Source organism: Paenibacillus albidus (genome assembly GCF_014644435.1).
Lineage (GTDB): Bacteria > Bacillota > Bacilli > Paenibacillales > Paenibacillaceae > Paenibacillus_AQ > Paenibacillus_AQ albidus.
Map to the genome: position 1 here is coordinate 16,732 of NZ_BMKR01000021.1, position 20,364 is coordinate 37,095.

The window sequence follows — 20,364 nt, forward strand, 5'->3', positions numbered from 1 at the left end:
CAGGGGCAGGGTGAAGAGCGCAAATCTTCGGATTTGCGCTCTTTTTGCGTAAAAAGTTAGCTTTACCGGAGCGGCTGTAGTGAAGCTCCATGTATTGGCTTATATAATATGGTAATATAATTGATGAGTTTTACAATTTATCTTTCCAGCAGGAGTGAAAGTATGGAGTATCTTAAAATATTTTTCGTGAACACTTCATTGCTGATAACCGTTTCTTATCTGGCAAATTTATTATATAAGCACGTCATTAGCCATGCGCCTGAACAAGCGAAGAAAATAAGCTGGGTAGCGCTGGCCATCTTTGCCGGCTGGGTCAGTTCCGTGTTTGGCTACAGACTGGATGAGAATGTGATCTTTGATTTAAGGTTTGTGCCCCTTATTGTCTCTACTCTGGCCTTCCCGCAGCCTTTTCTCCTCATACTGGTTGGTGTGGGAACCGGACTGACGCGCCTGACCTTCGGCATTAATGAAGCCGCGGTGGCAGGAGTGCTTAATCTGTCCATCCTGGGGTTCGTTTGTGCCGGCCTCAGCTTCTGGGTCCGTCGCTCGGTTTCTTCTATTGTAAATAAAGGGTTGACGATTATACTGGTTGTGAATTTGTTTAATGCCCTGAATATCATTGCTTTCGGCGTCATTCCGGCCCGAGACTACATTACCGATATCATGCCTGTTACCTTCCCTGCAGGACTCATCCTAAGTATGGTATTTGCGCTTATTATCCGTGACTTCCAGCTGGAATTGCTGCGCAACAGCCAGATTCAGAGAGCTAATAAGCTGCTGTCCGAGCAGACCGAGGAATTGCACAAGAACAAGATTGTTCTGGAGGAGAGGGCCAAGCAACTGACACTGGCTTCGCAATATAAATCCGAATTTCTTGCCAATATGTCCCATGAGCTCAGAACGCCGCTCAACAGTATTATTAATCTCTCGCAATTAATTGAGGAGAGTGACGCTTCCCTTAGTATGGAGGAAACCTCCCAGTATGGAGGCATGATCCGCCGTTCCGGAGAAGATCTGATGCTGCTGATTAATGATATTCTGGATCTGTCCAAAGTAGAAGCCGGACGTCTTGATATCGTCAAGGAAGAACTTAATGTGAGTGAAATTCCCGAGCTGCTTGCCATGCAGTTTGAGGTTGCGGCCCTGCAGAAAGGGCTGGATTTCAGAATCACGCTCGACGAGGATGTGCCGCCAACCCTTCATTCCGATCCGCAGCGGGTACAGCAGATTCTGCGCAACCTGCTTTCCAATGCTTTTAAATTCACCTCGCTCGGCTCAGTCTCGCTTAATATCCGGATGGAAGAGCGGCGGCAGAGGGAATCACGGCAGAATTGGGTTGTCTTTGATGTGCAGGATACGGGCATTGGAATAGCCCCGGAGAAGCATGCGATCATCTTTGAAGCCTTTCGCCAGGCTGATGCAACGATCAGCCGCAAGTACGGCGGGACCGGGCTTGGGCTGTCGATCAGCCATGATCTGGCCCGGTTGCTGGGCGGGTTCATTACCATGCAGAGCCAGGAGGGAGAAGGCAGTAAATTTTCTTTGTATTTGCCGCTTTGAGTCAAGGGGGACAGGCGGTCCGGAGTTCCAACATTATTTGTGATTTTGGTGTATTGACAGGAGTTTGATGCGGAGTAGAATGAAGCCAAAGCCGCATCAAAGGAGTGTTATTACCAGAGTGAACATCATGAGAAATAAGCCGCCAGGCAGCCGCCCGGGGCGCGTGCGCAAAGCTTCGCTCCATCGCAGGAATCTGCGTATTGCCACGTTTGAGGGGGTGCCCTCCACAATCTTTCAGGTTCTGCTGCAAGGGCAGTTTCTGACAGGCTTTCTGCTGTACTTAGGGGCCTCATCCAGCCAGATCGGTTTTGTGCTGGCACTGACCACCCTGGTGAACATTGCACAGATTGGTGTAGCCTTCATGATCCAGAAGCTGCCCAGCCGCAAGTGGGCGATGGTTACTTTCATTGGGCTGCACAGGATACTCTGGAGCTCCACGGGGCTTGTTCCGTTCCTGTTTCCGCAGGAGTATTGGGTCATTGCATTTATAGGATTGTACACCATTGCTTTTATGGCCAACACAGCCGGAGCTGTATTGTGGAGCTCTGTGATAAGCGACCTGGTGCCGCCACGCGTGCGCGGGCGTTATTTCGGGATCCGGAATACGCTTCTGAATGCTCTGGGCAGCCTCGTTATGTATGGCGGGGGGATTGTGCTTGACCGCTATCCCGGGGGGCATGGTTTTCTCATTCTTTATATTGTGGTATGGATCTTTTCCATCGCCAATGTGATTGTGTTTTTCTTTTATCCGGATGTGCCATTTGAGAAGTCGGAAGAACGCGAATTTCTGCCGATGTTCAGGAAGCCGCTGCATGACAAGCTGTTTATGAAATCCACGTTATTTCTGGCCGCCTGGCTGTTGCTTCAGAATCTGACGGTTCCGCTATATGCGTACGTCATGCTGGAGCTGCTTCATATCAACTACGAGACGTTGTCTCTGCTTAACGTATCCCAGACCATTTTTATGATGGGCAGTTTCTATGTCTGGGGCAACCTGAACGCCAAATACAGCAATAAGCGGCTTTTGCTCTGGACATTGCCGATTATTGCGGCCTCGTCACTGCTCTGGGGGCTGTTATCCGTGCTGCCGATGCTGCTGGTGTTGTTCGCCGCGCATATTGTGTTTGGAGTGGGTGTGGGCGGCTTTAACCAGTTGGCCTTTAACTTCATTATCGGAGACACGCCCAAAAAAGAACGGCCGATGTATATGGCGGTATATGCGGCGTTAACCGGGTTATCCTCCTTTTTTGGACCCTTAATAGGAGGGGAGATTTACGAATGGATCAAAGCCTGGCCGCATTGGACACAGGTGTTCGGCATGCAGCTTGTAGTCGGTATACTGATGATCTTGCTTGCTGTGCTGCTGGGTCGCCGTATTCTGAAGGATGAATAGAGCTTAAGGGGACAGATAGATGACGAAGATTGCCATGGTACTCGGAGCGACCGGACTGGTAGGAAGCGAGGTTACGAAGGAACTGCTGAGCCGTGTTGCCTGGGATGAGGTTCGGGTGCTTGTACGCCGGCCCTTGGAATTACAGCATCCCAAGCTGAAGCAGACGGTGGTGGACTGGGAACAGCTCGAACAGTACAAGGAACAATTTCAGGGCGTTCAAGCCGTATTCTGCTGCCTCGGGACTACCATTAAGAAAGCAGGCTCGCAGAAGGAATTTGAACGCGTGGATTTGGACTATCCGCTGGCGGCCGCATCTCTCGCCAAAAGCCAGGGGGTGAAGCAGTTTCTTGCGGTCTCCTCTATGGGAGCCAGCTCGAAATCGCGCACATTCTACAGCCGGACCAAAGGCCGGGCGGAGGACGGATTGGTGGGCATGGGCTTTCAGGGCCTGCATCTCTTCCGTCCCTCTCTGCTTCTGGGTGAACGTGAAGAATTCCGGCCCGGCGAACGGGCTGCAGCCGTGCTGATGAAAGGATTGGATTTCCTGATGGTAGGAAAAGCTGCGAAATATCGGGCGATTCAGGGGAAGACCGTCGCTAAGGCGATGGTGAATATCGCGCTTGCGAATACGCGCGGAGTGCATATCTACGAGAACGAAGTCATCCATGTGGTTGGCGGGCACTAAAGTGAGGTTTGCATTTAGCAGAGGTCAGGCCGTACAATGGGACCATAAATAAGGAATTGCATTTTGGAGAGGAGCAGGAACATGAGCAAGAAGCAGGTAGCTACAACCAAAGCGCCCGGAGCCATCGGTCCTTACAGCCAGGCGATCACTACAGGCAGCTGGATTTACACTTCGGGACAGCTGGGGCTGGACCCGGAGACGGGTGTGCTGGCAGAAGGTGTGCAGGACCAGGCCCGTCAAGCTCTTAATAACTTGAAGGCGATTCTTGAAGAAGCGGGTGCATCTTTGGATCACATCGTGAAAACAACTGTTTTTTTGAAGGATATGAATGACTTTGTAGCCGTCAATGAAGTGTACAGCAGCTTCTTTACGGAGCCTTATCCGGCCCGCAGTGCCGTTGAGGTGGCGCGTCTGCCTAAGGACGGACTCGTGGAGATTGAAGCGGTAGCCCGCAAGAAATAAGGAATACGCCCGTCAGGTGCAGAAACTTCTAAACACAGCAGAGCAGCGATTCTCCCGATATTGGAGGATCGCTGCTTTGTGTTTTTGGTACCTCCAGGCTTAATATTTGCTGCGGCGCGGTGACAGGAACAACCAGATGCTGTAGAGCAGCAGCAGTCCTGTCATGGCCAGACCGGTGACATAGACATTGCCGGCGTCCTTATGCTCCAGAGCGATCGCGAGGTAGGCCCATACAAAGACCAATGGATATAGGCTGTCCCGATATGGGAAACTGACGGCTATAGCCAGGACAGCTCCGATGCAGAGCATGATGACTGCCCAGGTGGTGTCGCTGAGGCCGAAACCATCCCAGTGATTTTTTTTCCAGCACAACACTGACGTTGACAATGGTGGCCACCGAAATCCAGCCGAGATAAATGCTGAAAGGCAGCTGGATGAGCCCTCTTTCGCCAGCAGTAGGTTTGTTAATACGGCGGGTAATACGGTAAATAACAATCAGAGTGACAAGCAGGAGCAGCATGGCCAGGAGGGAGAGCTCGATGTGCAGATAATGCCAATTGAACAGCCAGCTTATATTAAATATACAGCTTGCCGCGAACCAGTACCCGATAGAAAACACAGAGTCACGGGACCCGGTGGAGGCACGGGATTGATAAATGAGAAACCCGGCGAGGAGCAGGTAGATGACCGACCAAATGGAGAAGGCATAACCAGCAGGAGTTAGATACGTATGATACCTGTCCGAAATTTCATCGGTACTGTTTCCACCTAAAGGCAACAGTACCGAGAAGGCGTTGACAGCTATCATGGCGAGGAAAAAGAACAGGTTCCACCATTTATACGGATTAGCTCTTGTCATAAGATTCACTCTCCAGTGTAATGGATTTTGAAGGATTTTGTGCGCAACCTAATAGAATATACCCGCTTTGGGGGAGATGAAGACTATTTTTCCGAAAAAATGACTAATCGGTCATAAGTTTGCGGATAATCCGGCTGGACTGCGGGGTAATATGTATTATTAACAAGCCGTAACAGCCGAAGGGGGAAGGGATATGGAGAGCAGCGAGGCGATACGACCTGAGAAAATGGGTCCGCTCGTGATGAAGGAGACCTGGAACACGCCGGGTGGCATAGTATCATGGGAACGTTCGGAGAACATCTATATTTGCCGGGGCGAATGCGGCGGGATGGTTATTATGTTTCTGAGTGATGAGATTGTCCGTATGAAGGTCTTTCGGGACAAGGTGCCGGACCTGACAACAACGGCGGCGATTCTGCCGGAATGCTGTATTCCGCATCTGTTTCCGGTGGAGGAAACGGAGAACGAGCTGATCTTCACGACCAGCGCGATCCGGCTGATTCTGGAGAAAAGCTCCTTCCTGATCAAGGTGGAGAATATGCAGGGCAAGGTGATCATGCAGCAGAATCTTACGAGCTGGAACCCGCGGGGCGCCAGTCATGCCGAGTATGATATGCAGCCGGATTCGCATTTTTATGGCCTTGGTGAAAAAGCGAGCTTTCTGGATAAGCGCGGAGAGCGCTATACCAACTGGAATACGGATGTTTTTGCGCCGCATTTGCCGGAGATCGAAGCTCTCTATGAATCCATTCCGCTGCTGATCCATATGCACGGTGAGCTTTCTTATGGTCTTTTTCTGGATAATCCCGGACGGAGCGATTTTGACATGCGTTCTCACGGTGTGGCGTTTACCATCAGCTGCTCTACCGGGGCATACGATATTTATTTCATCAATGGGCCGCATATCAAGGATGTGGTCAAAAGATACACCTCCCTGACCGGACGGATTCCGCTTCCCCCCAAATGGGCCATTGGCTATCATCAATCCCGCTACAGCTACATGAATCAGCAGGAGGTGCTGCAGCTTGCCCGGACTTTCCGGGAGAAGCGCATTCCCTGCGATGTCATCTATTTAGATATTCATTATATGGATGAATACAGGGTATTCACGTTTGATCCGGTCAATTTCCCCAGTCCGGACAAAATGATCCGGGAGCTGGGAGAGTTGGGGGTGCGGATTGTGCCAATTGTAGACCCTGGTGTCAAAAAAGACCCCAACTACGAGGTGTATAAGGAAGGTGTGCTGGATAAGCATTTTTGCCGCCGGCTGGAGGGGGATATTTTCTTCGGTGAGGTCTGGCCGGGGATCAGTGCGTTTCCCGATTTCAGTGACAGCCGGACTGCTGAGTGGTGGGGCGATCTACACAAGTATTACACCGATCTTGGCATCCAGGGCATCTGGAACGATATGAATGAGCCGGCGGTATTTAATGAGAGCAAGACGATGGATCTGGATGTCATGCACTTCAATAATGGACGCCCAGTTACACATGAGGAGTACCATAATCTGTATGGCATGATGATGTCCAAGGCTACTTATGAAGGCTTGGCTGAGCATTTGCAGGGAGAACGTCCGTTTGTCCTGACACGTGCAGGATACGCAGGGATACAGCGTTACGCAGCCGTCTGGACAGGGGATAACCGCAGCTTTTGGGAGCATATGGCGATGGCGATGCCAATGGTGCTTAACATGGGGCTGTCGGGTCTGGCTTTCGCCGGACCGGATATCGGAGGATTTGCCCATCATACCTCGGCGCAGCTCCTGGTGCGGTGGACACAGATGGGCGTCTTTTTCCCCTATTGCCGCAACCATTCCTCTATAGGCACCCTGCGGCAGGAGCCGTGGTCCTTTGGCGAGGAAGTAGAGGGGATTCTGCGTGAGTTCATTGGTCTGCGATACCGCTGGATGCCGCATTTATACAATCTGTTCCGCGAGGCCGAGGTCAGCGGCCTGCCCGTTATCCGTCCGCTAATTCTGGAGTATCCGCGCGACCCGCATGTCACCAATCTGTGCGACCAGTACCTGCTGGGAGAGAATGTGCTGATTGCCCCTGTGTACCGGCCGGATACCGATCACCGCTCCGTGTATCTGCCTGAAGGGCGCTGGATAGACTATTGGGATGGTGAAGTCCATGAAGGCGGGCGGCATATTCTGGCTGTTGCACCGCTGCGCATTATGCCGATGTATGTCCGGGAGGGTACCTTTGTTGCCGAAGGGCCGCTGAAGCAATATGCCCAGGAAGAAACGGGAGAAATGATCATTTTCCACCTGTATGGAGCCCAAGCGGAGGAGGGTTTCTCAGCAAGCTACTCGCTGTATGAGGATGACGGACACAGCTTCAGTTACAGAAAAGGCGATTATTCCGAAATGCGTGTACATGCTGAGGCGGAGAAGGGGCGCTTGATGCTGAAATGGTCCTATACGATGGACGGCTATAAGCCGCATCGTGAAACGCTACGTTTTGCACTCTGCTACCCTTTTTTTGAGACGGCCGCTGTAGAAGGATTGGGGGAAATCTCCATAGAGGAGCTTGACGAAGGCCGTGCAGGCTGGACGCGCAATGGCAAAGGCGGGAGCATTATCGTGCAGGTCAGCGAGTCGCGGGATGGCGGCGAGCTTGTAATTGTGGCAGCTCAAGGATAAGGTCTCCACAGGATGGAATGCGGCAGCAGCTGCTTACAATATAAACAAAGTCGCCATTCTCCCGTGCCCGCGGAATGGCGACTTTGTTATTGTCGGGCTCCTGGCCGAAGGGGCGCTTAAAGTTTAACGCCCGCTCCAGGTCCGGCTGTCTTCTCCGTCATCAAGGGTGATGTTGAAACTTCCAAAGTTGTTTCCCTGGGCCTCCGCCGTACTGCTGGAAGTGAGATTAAATTCCGGGTTGAAGCTGCTCATGGAATGGGGGGCGATTGTAAGCTTGGGCAATGTAATAGCCTCGCGGGACAACGGGTGGTCATAGTTCAATGGAAGCTGCAATACCGGCCGAACGGTTACGGCAGCCCGGCTGTGATTCTTCAAAGGAATGGAACAGCTGCCGCTAAGCTGCTGCTGCTTCAAGTCGTAGCTGCAGCTGACCTGCCGGGGGTCAAGCTCCACAGCATACACGCCCGATGTAAAGAGGCGTTGGTAACCGGTCACCATCCAGCCCGGGGCGTTGCTGAGCAGGAAGATGAACGCAATGAATATTAAGAAACGGTGTCTGTTCAGCGCTTTGTTCAAATGAATCAAAGCCACGATCAGCAGCGCAAACGATAGAATGCCAGTGAAATGCAGTCCGGTGCTTGATTCGGGACGGGTGTACAGCGGAATGCCCAAGCTGTACAGCAGAACATCAATCAGCGGGTCGGACCCGGGATATTTGATGCTGAACAGGATTAATAAAGCGAATATACCCAGGGCCAGGGACAATGAGCGTTTGTTGTGGATCAGAGGATTATCGGGCTTGATAACGGACACCTCCTGTAAATATATCTCAATTATAACATATTGGCGGAGGGGTCTTTCGGGAAATTATCCAGAAAGGTTTTTAAATCTGCCGATTTTCGTATAAGATGAAGAGATGGGGAGAATACCTGTATAACCTGAAAGCTTCTTTATCTTACAAACGATCGGATTTCCATACTTTAAATATATGGCTTATCGGTCTGGGCGCTGTACATTATTTCTGCTTGCTTAAAAGACAGGAGATCACCGATGACTAAGCATCTGTATTCAATATGGCTTGGGGATGTATTATTCTGCTTCTCCGGCGAAACTTCGGAGCCAAAGGTTGACGCCTGGACCCGTGTGATCAAGCGGCTCGAGCTGCTGGGCGGGGTCCGGCCTTTTGCAGGGGCAACACTGCGGCTGGCGGAAGTGAAGTATCCGATAGCTCCGGCGGCAGACAAACCCGCGCGGCGTACCTTTCCCGGGCGGACGATGGAAGGGCTTGCCCTGCTGCCGAAGGATGCCTTTGAGCTGCTGCTGGCCTATGATGAGCAGCTATGTCTGAAACAGGGGGTTGAGCCTGGCGGAGAGCTCCGGTATTGGGCGGCCGCAGCACGGTTTGCACTGGAGCTGATGGGCACAGGCGGCATTGTGCCGGGAGCGCTGCCGCCCCGTACGGTAGGACCGCGGCGGCGCGGTGGAGAGCAGGCGGCTGTGGCCTGCTGGTCCCCTGTATTCCGCAGCCCGGAGGAGCGGGACTATTTCCTGCAACTGGCTGCGTCCATGCCTGTGCTTGCACTGGGTACCCATACCGCCGAAGCGGGGGACTTGTCTTCACGTGAAGAAGCCGGCGCGTATGTGCTGTACTCTTTTTTACAGGCGGTGATGACGACAGAGATTAAAAAGGTTGTTGCCGGCATAGAAGGTGAGCTGGCGCCTTATAAAGCGAATTACCGCCGCGGGTACTCTCCGCTGACGGAGCTGTGGTGGAACAGCTTGCTTACAGGTTCCCGGGATGTCCCTGTCCAGGGAACCCCGGCCGAGGTGACGGAGCTGCTGGCTAGCGTCAATGAGACTGCTGGCAGCGAAGTCCCGCGCTCCAAGGTCGAGGAAGTCCGCAGCGGCCAACTGGGGCTTGGCCTGCGGCTGGAACCTCCGCAAGGTGAAGAGGAGACATGGCGTCTGACCTTCTGGGCAGAAAGCAAGGAGGAAGGGGAGTTCTGGCTGTCCGCCGGCTCAATCTGGAGCAGCAAAGAACGTGAATTCACGTTATGGGGCAAAGTCTACCGGAATATTCAGCAGCAGCTGCTCACGGCGCTTGGAAGGGCAGCGAAGTTGTCGCCCGATATCGGCCGGGCACTGGCGGTTCCGGCACCGGAAGGCGTGGATCTTGCGCCTGAGCATCTGTACAATTTCCTGAAGGAGAGCGTACAGCTGTTGACTTCCAAAGGCATTACCGTGCAGATGCCCTCACGCTGGAGCCGCGAGGGACGCCGCCGGATCGGCATGAAAATGAAGATGCAGCCGCCTGCAGGCACGACGGACGGCCCGGCACCGGTCGCGCTGGGTATGGAGGAACTGATCTCCTTCCGCATGGAGGCCTCCCTGGGGGACGTTTCCATCAGTGCCGAGGAATTGAATGCATTGGTTGAGGCCGGGGTGCCCTTTGTGAGATTCCGCGGGGAATGGATTGAAGTCGATCCCAAGGAAATCCGTCAGGTTCTGAAATACATGAAACGCCATGAGAGCGGCGAAATGACGGCGGCGGACTGGATGCGACTGGAAGCCGAGGATGGGGAAGACCGGCTCTGGAAAGGCATGTCCGTGACCGGGATGGAGACTTCCGGCTTGCTGGCTTCACTTATGCGCGGCGATGTGCTGCGCAATCTTCCGTCCCGTTCTGTACCGGAGGACCTCCAGGGTACACTCAGGCCCTATCAGGAACGCGGTTATCAATGGTTAGCTGCCCTCAGCGGACTGGGCTTTGGTGTCTGTCTGGCTGATGATATGGGTCTGGGCAAAACCGTACAGGTTATTACCTGCCTACTGGACCGTTCTTTGAACGCACCGCCGGAGGAATTGCGCAGACCTGTGCTTATTCTCTGTCCTACCTCGCTGCTGGGGAACTGGCAGCGGGAGCTGCAGCGGTTTGCTCCATCGCTTCATGTACATATCCATCATGGAGGGCGGCGTGTGCGCGGTGAGAGCTTCATGGAGCTTGCGGAGAGTCATGATATTGTGCTGACGACCTACCATTTGGCGGGCCGGGACAGTGAAGATTTGGCGGGCGTGCAGTGGTCGACAGTAGTCCTGGATGAAGCTCAGTACATTAAGAATCACCGGACCAAACAGGCGCAAAGTGTCATGAAGCTTTCGGCACCGCACCGGATTGCCATGACGGGTACACCGGTGGAGAACCGTCTCGGGGAGCTGTGGTCCATCTTTCACTTCTTGAATCCCGGGTACCTGGGAACTTATCATTCCTTCCGCCAGCGATATGTGTCGGGAGAGGGCGGCGAACGGCTGCGCGAGCTGCATCGGCTGGTCTCCCCGTTCCTGCTGCGACGGCTCAAAAGCGATCCGGATATTTCCAAGGATCTGCCGGAGAAGCTGGAACTGAAGTCCTATTGTCCCCTGACCGAAACCCAGGCTTCCCTGTATCAGGGAGTGGTCGATGAAATGCTGGGGGTTATCGGGGAAAGCTCCGGAATGGCGCGGCGCGGGCTGGTGTTGTCCTCCCTGACCAAGCTGAAGCAGATCTGCAACCACCCGCAGCTGTTCCGGAAAGAGGAGGGGCGGACACAGCGCAATGAACAATCCGGCAAAATGGAAGTGATGTTCGAAGTGCTGGACAGTATTGCCGAGCTGGGCGAATCGGCGCTGATCTTCACCCAATATGTGGCGATGGGCGAACTGCTCGTCAGCCGTCTGGCTCGCCGCTATGGCGTAACGCCGCTGTTTCTGCATGGCGGGATTCCCAAACGGGAACGCGATGAGATGGTGCATGATTACCAGGAAGGGAAAGGGCCGGCATTCTTCGTGCTTTCCCTCAAGGCCGGCGGCGTCGGGCTCAACCTGACCCGGGCGAACCATGTTATCCATTACGACCGCTGGTGGAACCCGGCGGTGGAGAACCAGGCTACCGACCGTGCATTTCGGATCGGGCAAGACCGGAATGTGCAGGTGCATAAGCTGATCTGCCAGGGTACCCTGGAGGAACGGATCGACGAACTGATTGAACGTAAAAAAAGTCTGTCCGAGCAGGTTGTCGGCTCCGGTGAAACCTGGTTGACCGAGATGTCCAATCATGAGCTCAAGGAGCTTATCGAACTGCAGGGGCAGGACTGGATGTAATAAGGGAGGGAATTACCAATGATTGAAACCCTGGAGCTGAGGCTGGAAGCCGCCCCCGGGCTGCTGAGCGCTGCGTGGATTCCACTTTCCGGCACAGCGGGTAAACCGGAGGCGGGGTCAAACAACAGGGGGACTTCTGCAGAGCTTCGTCTTTCTTTGGAGGTTCCGGTCTGGCCGGCGGCCCGCAGGGAGGAAATTCTGCAGCAGATCGCCCATCATCCGAATGAGCTCTTTGCGCTGCTGGAAGGACGGTTGACAGGCGGGTGTGCGAAACTGGATCCGGATCTGTTTCCGCCAGAGGATGTACTTATGCAGGGGATTGTGAGTCAGGCTGAGAATGTAGATGCAACAAAGGTGCTGGAGCTGATCCGCAAACAGCTGGCACAGAAGCCGCTGCTTGCGTTTACGTTAAAAGGGCTCTCCAAAGGAGACCTGCTGGAAGGGGTGTTTGCCCAGTGGGCCGAGGAAGAACAGGGGGCTGCTCGTGACGAGGCTGCGGCACCGTTGTCGGCGGGCAGTCTAGCTGCGGAGCTGACCCGGCTGGAGCGCAAGGGGCCTGCCATCTCCACCGGAGAATGGCTGGCGGAGGCGGTAGCCGAAGGTTCCCTGCATCAGCCGGGCCCGTTATTTCATGAGATCGAAGCCCGTCCGTTTCCGGCTTCCCACCCGGTAGCAGCTCCGGCCGAAGATTGGGGAGCGCTGCTCCCCAAGACGCCAAAAGCGCAGGAGGGAGTGGCTCTGATTATGAACCGTGTGGCGGAGGCCGCTGCGCGGAAGGCACAGAGCATACTGAAGCCGAAGTGAATTCATCCGCAGCATCATTGGGAAATGGCAAAAAGGCAGCCCCGCTTCAGCATCAGCTGATTGCGGGGCTGCCTTTAATTGTCTCCCTTGCCGGGCAGCAAGGGCGGGCGGTCAGGCCTTGCGCTGTCCGGGGCCGGGGCCGTCTCCCTCGGAGAGCTCCAGAATCTCCCGGCGCAGGCGCAGCATCTTCTGATCGAGCTCATCCGCAGCGCGGGCGGCTTCCTTCAGTTCTTCCGCGACGTGGGCGGGAAGCTGTTTGTCGAATTTATAATACAGAATATGCTCCATGCTCGCCCAGAAATCCATAGCGAGCGTACGTAGCTGAATCTCTACTTTGACCCAGCGTGTTCCCTCCAGCAGGATCAGCGGAATCGCTATTATTAAATGCAGACTCTGGTATCCATTGGGCTTGGGATGGGCGATATAATCCTTGATTTCCAGGATGCGCATATCCTCACGGGCACTCAGATGATCCACCAGGCGGTAAATATCTTTGACGAATGCACAGACGATCCGCATGCCGGCGATATCATGAATGTACTGTTCCATATTTCCAAGGCTGAATTCATAGCCCTTGCGCTGCATTTTTTGCAGAATGCTCTTCGGTTCCTTGATCCGTGACTTCACATGCTCGATCGGACTGAAGCCGTCGCGTACCTGCCATTCGCTTTTGATGACATCGATCTTATTCTGAAGCTCGTTCAGAGCATGGCGGTAGAGTACCGGCAAAGTCTTGAAATCCTCAATCTGCTTGGCAAAATCCTCATTAATCTGCCATTGCTGCATATCCTTAACATGTACCTGCAACTGATTTAGCGTTAACTGTGTACCTTCTTGTTCGTCCACTGAAACTCTCCCGATTTTCGTTATAGGTGACTAAATCTATTTTAACCGATTTTTGGTCCTGGAAGCAAAATAAAGCCCGGGCAGGGACGTTGTCCGTAGCAGGGCTTTGGTGCGGGTGCGAATATCCTGAACTGATGGCAAAACGGTGAAATGCCCGTTATTCCAGAAACATTATGCCCGCGAAGGCGTATTACTGCACATCAAAGGAAACCTGGGGCTGCTCCATTATTTGTTGGTGGGTGAGCCTCCGTCATAGCCCTTGTCCTGATATCCGGTATTCTCAAGTTTGGGGAGAACCCCCATCCCGTCAATGGCTGACCGGGTCTCCCCGGTACCCTGCTCACGCAGATATTCAAACAGCTTAACGGTCTGATCATCAAACTGATCTATCGCGTCGTCATGGTCAGCAGACTTGTACGGCACAAAGGCACGGCGAAAAGCATATCCGTCGCCTCTTTCCAAATCCTTCAACAAATCCTGCAGGACAGTGAGCTCATCGGTTGTCAGCAGCACTTCGAATTCATTCGAGTCATTGCGGACATCCTGGATCAGGCCGTGGGCCACGGATACGAAATAATGTTTTTTCTCTTCACTAACGGTCAAGGTTAATCCCTCCATCTTCTGGGTAAGGTTCACCATCATTATTTTACTATTATACACAGAACGACAAATAATGAATCTGCTCCACAGTTTTGGTATGATAGAAGCACGTTTCCGGTGTGCCGGACCGAAGTCCGATTAACTCAAAGACGATTCAGGCTGCCATTCAGCCCTGTTCTCACTGTGTAGGAGGAGGAGCAACAATGAATTTATTACAACGTATCAAAGACGGTGCCAGCAAGGTTACCGAAAAAGCACAGAACTCCGTAGAGATCGGCAAGCTGAACAGCCATATATCCGATATCGAGCGTGAGATGGAAGTTGAATTTGCCAAAATGGGCAAGCTTTTTTATGAGGGATACCGTTCGAGGGATATGTCGGTGGCCGAAGGCCAAATGCTGGAGCTGTCGCGTGCCTGCTCCAAGCTGCAGGAGAAGATTGACGGACTGCGCTCACGTATCGCTGAGCTGAAAAATGAGCGTCTGTGCAGCTGCGGTTATGTAGTGGCCTTGGATGCCAATTTCTGCCCGCATTGCGGGCGCAGACTGGAGGAGCCTCTCAATTTTCGCAAGACACCCGCAGCGCCGGTAACGGTGGCTTCGGTCTATGAAGACGAAGAGGAAGATCAATACTACGGTGCGGATGAGCTTACGGCTGAAGAGAAAGAGCTGGCGATGAAGTCCGAACAACATGCCGTGTATACCGAAGTGCAGGAATCCGAGGATGAGCTCCCGCTGGACCCTTATGCAGGGGGGCAGGAAGTAGACCGGGATCGCCGTCATGCTGATGAACTGGAACGCGAACGGGAGAGACAGCTGGAGCTGGACCGGCGCATCAGGGATTGGAAGGCGAGCGAACATGGGGAGGAAGCCTCAGCGGCAGAAGGCGAGGACAACGGAGTGCGCGATTTGGTGAAATGCCAGATTTGCCGGGCAGATTTGCCTAAGGGCTCCATGTGGTGCCCGCGCTGCGGATCAGAACAAATCTAGTCAGTCAGGATTTCAGTCAGCTTAGGGGGACAACAGGATGGAACAGTTGCTGCTGCATCTGCGCAATCTGGGCTTCACGGAGATGGAGTCCAAAATTATGGTGGAGCTGGCGACCAAGGGTCAGGCTTCCGGCTACGAAGTGGCCAAACAGCTCGGAGTCTCCAGGTCCAATGTATATGCGGCGCTTCAGCGCCTGACCCAGCAAGGTTATGTGAGATGTGGAGAGGGAGAGCCGGCACGTTACAGCGTCCTTGATCCGGAGGAGCTGGCGACCATGATCTCCGGCCGGGTGCAGGCATCGCTGGCCTATATGGAGAGCGAAATGCCCCGCGGAGGACCGGTCAGTCCATCTTTTTATAATGTGGAAGGCGACCGGAACGTCCTTGGAGCACTGGTTCGGCAGCTGAATCTGGCCGGCCAGGAAATTGTGGTGGATGTGTGGCGGGAGGAAGCATCCCTGCTGCGCAGTGAGCTTGAGCAGGCGGAGCTGCGGGGGGTTAAGCTGCTGTGGGCTTTTGACGGCGGCAATGCGGTTCCCTCGCCCTATCCGGTCTGGCCGCCGCTTGGCGGCAAGCCGGGGCGCAGTGACGGGAGGAAGTTCTCTTTTGTCGTCGACCGCAGCTGGTGCATGCTGGGCATGCGGTATGAGGACGGGTCGGCACAGGCTGTCGTCACCGAACATCCCGTGCTGGTGGAGCTCCTGCTGAATCATTTTACGCAGGAAATGGTGTTGTTTGAGCTGGAGGAGGATATGGGGCCGGAGCTTGAGAAACGTTACGGGGAGCGCTACAGCCGGATCTATAGCAAATATGTGATGAACGAGCAGGAAGAACACCCGGAAGAACGGGAAGAACACCTGGGAAAACCCGAAGAACCCGATCAACTGCCGGAACAGCTCCGCCAGGAGAACGGTAACTAATGCAGGGAGGTTTTAAAGATGGAATGTATCGTACATTTTGATGTGGTGCATAAGGAAGGGCCCAAGCCCTTGCGTGGACTTTTGTTTATCAATGAAGGGACGGCTCCGAGTGAGGCCGAATTGATCGGCATGTTCAAGGACATGAAGTTCAATGTTAGGTTGGAGGACGCCGAGAAGCTGGTGTTCAAACCGGTTAACCCGTCAGACAGTTTTCAGGAGATTCGGATTACCGGCTATGATAACGGCAAGCAGGGTGCCAAAGAAGATCATGAGCTGAAATCGATCGTCGGAAATCTGCTGCCCCAAAAGCCTACGGGTCTCTGATTCTGGAGCCGGGGTCCCATTTGGGGGAGAAGGAGGAGCACCTATGAAATTATTGAAGCAAAAAGTCATGAACGAAGGCATTGTGCTGGGATCCGGCGTGCTCAAGGTTGATTCTTTTCTGAATCATCAGATGGACCCTGTGCTGATGCGGGAAGTGGGACGGGAATTCACCCGGCGGTTTGCCGGTGAAGAGATAACGAAGGTGCTTACTATCGAGTCTTCCGGGATTGCACCCGGGATTATGACGGCACTGGAGCTGGGAGTCCCGCTGATTTTTGCCCGCAAGCAGAAGTCGCTGACCCTGACGGAAGATATTTTTGTGGAGAAAGTCTATTCTTTTACGAAAAAAGAAAGCAATGAAATCACCGTTTCCAAAAAATTCATCGCCGCCGGTGAGCGTGTGCTGATTGTCGACGATTTCCTGGCGAACGGTGAGGCGGCATTTGGGCTCGCCCGTATTGTCGAGCAAGCCGGAGGAAGTGTGGCCGGCATCGGCATTGTGATCGAGAAGTCCTTTCAGCCCGGCAACCGACTGCTTCAGGAAGCGGGATACCGCTTGGAATCACTTGTGCGGATTGCTTCGCTGGAGGATGGACGCGTCACCTTTATGGAGGAAGACGAAGTCCTGCCCGGCTGAATTTGGACTTTAAGGATATGGCTAAGGCCGCACGAAGGATGTGCGGCCTTTTTGGTATTAAACTGAGCTGTTTCAGCTAAAGTCGCTCATCCAAAGGCATTTATGCCTTCCAATCGAGCTGTTTCCGCTACAGTCGCTCATCTAAAGGCATTTATGCCTCACAATCGAGCTGTTTCCGCTACAGCTGCTCAACGAAAGGCAATTATGCCTCACAATCGAGCTGTTTCCGCTACAGTCGCTCATCTAAAGGCAATTATGCCTCACAATCGAGCTGTTTCCGCTACAGCTGCTCAACGAAAGGCAATTATGCCTCACAATCGAGCTGTTTCCGCTGAAGTCGCTCATCCAAAGGCAATTATGCCTTCCAATCGAGCTGTTTCCGTTACAGCTGCTCAACGAAAGGCAATTATGCCTTCCAATCGAGCTGTTTCTGCTACAACTGCTCAACGAAAGGCATTTATGCCTTCCAATCGAGCTGTTTCCGCTGAAGTCGCTCATCCAAAGGCATTTATGCCTCACAATCGGGCTGTTTCCGCTGTAGTCGCTCATCCAAAGGCAATTATGCCTTCCAATCGAGCTGTTTCCGTTACAGCTGCTCAACGAAAGGCAATTATGCCTTCCAATCGAGCTGTTTCTGCTACAACTGCTCAACGAAAGGCATTTATGCCTTCCAATCGAGCTGTTTCCGCTGAAGTCGCTCATCCAAAGGCATTTATGCCTTCCACTTGTAAACTCCGCGCCCCTTTGGCACCGGGATCGCTTTCCGGGCAATGCGAAAAGACGGGTTCCTCAGTTTCATAGCTGCGAACTCAGAAGGGGCGCTAGCCGCTGGCATGACAAGGTGAGCCGGCAGGCAACGCGAGCAACGCCGCCTGCGGGAAGCGCACCTTCAGGGCGCCCGGCTCGCAGCGTACGGCAAGTGGCCCGGTGCCCAGGCTTTCGCCGTCGCCGATGGCATGCCGGGCCTCGGCGAAGCGGACGGACACGCAACGTCCGCGTAACATCGTCACGAAGGGCAGCGTCACATGCCTGCCCTTAAACACCGTCGGGAACAGCCGCAGCAGCTGCCAGCGGCTGCACCCATGCACCACGCAGACGTCGAGCAGGCCGTCATCGGCCTTCGCCTGCGGGCAGATCAGCAGCCCGCCGCCGTAGCTGGGCAGGTTGCAGACCGAGACGAGCCAGGCCGTCTCGTATACATCCTCCCGGCCATCGCAGGCTACGCTGACCCGGCAGGGCTTAAACGTCATCAGCGTATGCACGATGCCGAAGAGATAGGCCAGCTGGCCGGCGCCAATGGCATTGCACAGCCGCTTGTAGCGGCTGGCGTTCACATTGGCAGCCACCTGGGCGTCGAAGCCGCTGGCCACGGCCGTGAGCGTCAGGCCATCCGCGCCGGAGAGCAGATCGGCCGCGGTGCAGCGGCCTGTCAGCGCGGCGTCCAGCGCCGCCCCGGTGGCCAGCGGGATGCCGAAGCCGCGCGCGGTGTCATTGCCGGAGCCGGCCGGGATGACCGCCAGCGGCACGTTCATGCGCTGCAGCGCGCCGAGCACACTGTGGATGGTGCCGTCACCGCCGACCACCACAGCTGCTTCCCAGGCCTCGTGGCGGGAGAGGGCCCCGCAGACGGCTTCTTCTGCACCCGCGGCGCTTTTCGTGAACAGGGTCTCGTACGCAATGTTCCTTCTTTTCAGCAATGTCTCCACCGCCTGCCAGGTCCGCTGCCCCGATCCGCCCCCGGACCGCGGATTGATGATGAATAAATACATGGATGTTCCTCCAGCCTGTTCTAATTCCCGTGTGTCACTGACTCCATTGTAAGGAGTGGAAGGGTAAAAGGGAATTCTTTTTGGAAGAGTCCGGATACCTGTGCTACAGCTGGCGGAGCTGGCGTTCGGCAAGCTCCCCGACCCAGGGCAGCTTATACCACATACCGCTGAGGGAATGGTAGAGCATCAGCAGCCAGACGGCCAGGCCGGCCAGAGAGAGCAGGGCTGCCAGGAAAGGGCCAAGCAGAGGAATGAACCCGGCGACCACATGGCCTATTGTCAAAGCGCCAAAGGCAAACAGTGATTGAAGGGCATGGAAGAGCACGAAGCGGCTGCGTTTCTCCAAAGCCAAAAAGACGACGCCACCGACAAAGGGGATCAAATAACAACATGCACCCGCGAGGTTCTCGGGCAATCCGGTCGAAGATCGGAATGGGGACAAAAGGCTCACGCTCCTTGTAGTAGTAGTAGAAGGAGGCCTGCAGAAATGGAATGCAGAAGAGGCAAGCGTCCGTTCCTTCCTCCTAAGAGCCTATGAGTCCTGCGGATGAAGTATGTGGGCTAAGCTAGCACATCGCCGGTATAATGTATTGCTCCACCAGCCTTCGGGGGTTTTTCCAGGTGCGCACCTTGCTCTCGGCGGTGAAGATGACAGCGGCATCCAGTTCGGGGAGCAGCAGAATCTGCTGGCCTCCGTGGCCATGGGCCAGTCTGTAGGTCTGGCCGCTCATGGACCCGGTCCAGAACTGGTAGCCGTAATCGCCAAAAGCCGGGTATCCGGCTGTTTGCGGAGCCAGCATCTGCTGCAGCCATTCACCAGGAATCACCGGTTTGTCTGCAAATCGGCCTCCTTCCAGCAGGCAGACTCCGATCTTGGCCATATCACGGGAGGTCAGGTACAGGCCGATATGCCCCATACTGTGACCCTCCGGGCTGGGGACCCAGGCGGTATGGGTGATGCCCAGCGGTTCAAACAAATGCAAACGGGCATAGCTGTAAGCATCAAGCCCGGTAGATTCACTGAGCATCATGGAGATTAGATGGGAATCGGTGCTGCGGTATTGAAAGTGGCCGATATTCTCTGGAATGATAGGTAAGCCAAGCGCAAATAACCCCCATTGGCGGCTGCGGTGCAGCTGCTTGACCAGCGGCTCACCCAGTCTTTTTCCGGTAATCCAGCTGAATCCGGAAGTCATGGTAAGCAGATGGCCCAGTGTGATTTTGGCGAGCTCCGGGGAGTGCCGTGGGGGAATATAGGCGTGCAGCAGTTCTGCAACAGAAGTATGAATGCCGGGCAGATCTCCGCGGCCGATGGCAATTCCCGTAAGGATGGACAACACACTTTTGGTAGCGGAGCGGAGATCATTTAGCATTCCGGCTTGATGACTCCCGTAGTAACGTTCGAATATAAGTTTCCCGTGGCGGATAATAAGCAGACTATGCATCCTGGGAAATTCCTTCAAAATGTTAAAATGTAAGTTTTCAAGAGGCGGAGCCTGTGTCCCCGTGTCTTCCGGCCGTGCTTGGGTGAGCTTGGAGCCTCTGGCCACAGGTGAGCTCAGTAACGGTAACTGCTGATTCATGGGCCTCTCCTTCCTTCTCGCCTTTTGTTATTTTCTTTTGTTCATCTTACCCGGCGTATATTATATTCTACCCCAAGCGGCAGGCCTGACCTCCTATTGAATAGGCCGTGAATAAAATAAATCCAAAAAGCACATTTTACAAGGAAAGGTGGA

The 20,364-nt window shown here is 54.2% G+C and carries 18 protein-coding genes and 1 pseudogene; 11 read left to right on the forward strand and 8 right to left on the reverse strand.

Translation table 11 applies throughout. The features are described from left to right. The first annotated feature begins 162 nt into the window (after positions 1–162). From IEY53_RS21345 to IEY53_RS21360, 4 genes are all read left to right on the forward strand, one after another. Entirely contained in the window at positions 163–1,560 is a 1,398-nt protein-coding gene (locus IEY53_RS21345) for a sensor histidine kinase (RefSeq protein ID WP_189028595.1), read from the forward strand. A gap of 127 nt (positions 1,561–1,687) precedes the next feature. After that, positions 1,688–2,953, forward strand: coding sequence for an MFS transporter (locus IEY53_RS21350; RefSeq protein ID WP_189028744.1), 1,266 nt, complete (start codon positions 1,688–1,690; stop codon positions 2,951–2,953). A 19-nt stretch (positions 2,954–2,972) separates the two neighbouring features. Next, entirely contained in the window at positions 2,973–3,638 is a 666-nt protein-coding gene (locus IEY53_RS21355) for an oxidoreductase (RefSeq protein WP_189028597.1), read from the forward strand. A gap of 81 nt (positions 3,639–3,719) precedes the next feature. Continuing rightward, complete coding sequence (locus IEY53_RS21360; RefSeq protein WP_189028599.1) at positions 3,720–4,100, forward strand: RidA family protein; 381 nt, start codon at positions 3,720–3,722, stop codon at positions 4,098–4,100. A 99-nt stretch (positions 4,101–4,199) separates the two neighbouring features. Here IEY53_RS21360 and IEY53_RS35205 read toward each other — a convergent pair whose 3' ends face one another. Beyond that, the gene (locus IEY53_RS35205; protein WP_229696281.1) at positions 4,200–4,487 is read right to left on the reverse strand and encodes a TspO-related membrane protein; all 288 of its coding nucleotides are present in this window, start codon (positions 4,485–4,487) and stop codon (positions 4,200–4,202) included. Positions 4,488–4,515: 28 nt separating this feature from the next. Next, positions 4,516–4,959, reverse strand: a pseudogene (locus IEY53_RS35210) (TspO-related membrane protein); the annotation flags it as partial. Between the two features lie 193 nt (positions 4,960–5,152). Here IEY53_RS35210 and IEY53_RS21370 point away from each other — a divergent pair. Beyond that, positions 5,153–7,603 carry a glycoside hydrolase family 31 protein gene (locus IEY53_RS21370; RefSeq protein WP_189028601.1) on the forward strand — a complete coding sequence of 817 codons (2,451 nt, stop codon included), beginning with the start codon at positions 5,153–5,155 and terminating at the stop codon, positions 7,601–7,603. 123 nt (positions 7,604–7,726) lie between these two features. On the opposite strand, the gene IEY53_RS21375 is transcribed toward IEY53_RS21370, so the two are convergent. After that, a complete protein-coding gene (locus tag IEY53_RS21375) occupies positions 7,727–8,416 on the reverse strand; it encodes a hypothetical protein (protein WP_189028603.1) in 690 nt (229 codons plus the stop codon). Positions 8,417–8,653: 237 nt separating this feature from the next. Between IEY53_RS21375 and IEY53_RS21380 the strand changes: the two genes are divergently transcribed. Further along, entirely contained in the window at positions 8,654–11,740 is a 3,087-nt protein-coding gene (locus tag IEY53_RS21380; RefSeq protein WP_189028605.1) for a DEAD/DEAH box helicase, read from the forward strand. An 18-nt stretch (positions 11,741–11,758) separates the two neighbouring features. Beyond that, complete coding sequence (locus tag IEY53_RS21385; protein WP_189028607.1) at positions 11,759–12,544, forward strand: hypothetical protein; 786 nt, start codon at positions 11,759–11,761, stop codon at positions 12,542–12,544. Between the two features lie 111 nt (positions 12,545–12,655). Here the strand turns inward: IEY53_RS21385 and IEY53_RS21390 are convergent, their stop codons facing one another. Then, complete coding sequence (locus IEY53_RS21390) at positions 12,656–13,330, reverse strand: GTP pyrophosphokinase (protein WP_189028746.1); 675 nt, start codon at positions 13,328–13,330, stop codon at positions 12,656–12,658. 285 nt (positions 13,331–13,615) lie between these two features. Next, complete coding sequence (locus IEY53_RS21395; RefSeq protein ID WP_229696272.1) at positions 13,616–14,050, reverse strand: hypothetical protein; 435 nt, start codon at positions 14,048–14,050, stop codon at positions 13,616–13,618. 143 nt (positions 14,051–14,193) lie between these two features. Here IEY53_RS21395 and IEY53_RS21400 point away from each other — a divergent pair, with 143 nt between their 5' ends. Genes IEY53_RS21400 through IEY53_RS21415 form a run of 4 tightly spaced genes read left to right on the forward strand, consistent with a single transcriptional unit; the run spans position 14,194 to position 16,859 of the window. Then, a complete protein-coding gene (locus tag IEY53_RS21400) occupies positions 14,194–14,979 on the forward strand; it encodes a zinc ribbon domain-containing protein (protein ID WP_189028609.1) in 786 nt (261 codons plus the stop codon). Between the two features lie 37 nt (positions 14,980–15,016). Then, entirely contained in the window at positions 15,017–15,898 is an 882-nt protein-coding gene (locus IEY53_RS21405) for a TrmB family transcriptional regulator (RefSeq protein ID WP_229696273.1), read from the forward strand. Between the two features lie 18 nt (positions 15,899–15,916). Beyond that, positions 15,917–16,222 carry a hypothetical protein gene (locus tag IEY53_RS21410; protein WP_189028611.1) on the forward strand — a complete coding sequence of 102 codons (306 nt, stop codon included), beginning with the start codon at positions 15,917–15,919 and terminating at the stop codon, positions 16,220–16,222. A gap of 43 nt (positions 16,223–16,265) precedes the next feature. Continuing rightward, positions 16,266–16,859, forward strand: coding sequence for a xanthine phosphoribosyltransferase (locus IEY53_RS21415; RefSeq protein WP_189028613.1), 594 nt, complete (start codon positions 16,266–16,268; stop codon positions 16,857–16,859). An 821-nt stretch (positions 16,860–17,680) separates the two neighbouring features. On the opposite strand, the gene IEY53_RS21420 is transcribed toward IEY53_RS21415, so the two are convergent. The 3 genes from IEY53_RS21420 to IEY53_RS21430 form a co-directional block, all read right to left on the reverse strand. Further along, positions 17,681–18,628 carry a diacylglycerol/lipid kinase family protein gene (locus tag IEY53_RS21420; protein ID WP_189028615.1) on the reverse strand — a complete coding sequence of 316 codons (948 nt, stop codon included), beginning with the start codon at positions 18,626–18,628 and terminating at the stop codon, positions 17,681–17,683. A gap of 103 nt (positions 18,629–18,731) precedes the next feature. Next, positions 18,732–19,070 (reverse strand): DUF4870 domain-containing protein, encoded by a 339-nt coding sequence (locus IEY53_RS21425; RefSeq protein ID WP_189028617.1) that lies wholly within the window; start codon positions 19,068–19,070, stop codon positions 18,732–18,734. Between the two features lie 124 nt (positions 19,071–19,194). Beyond that, positions 19,195–20,073 carry a serine hydrolase domain-containing protein gene (locus IEY53_RS21430; protein ID WP_229696274.1) on the reverse strand — a complete coding sequence of 293 codons (879 nt, stop codon included), beginning with the start codon at positions 20,071–20,073 and terminating at the stop codon, positions 19,195–19,197. Positions 20,074–20,364: the final 291 nt, after the last annotated feature.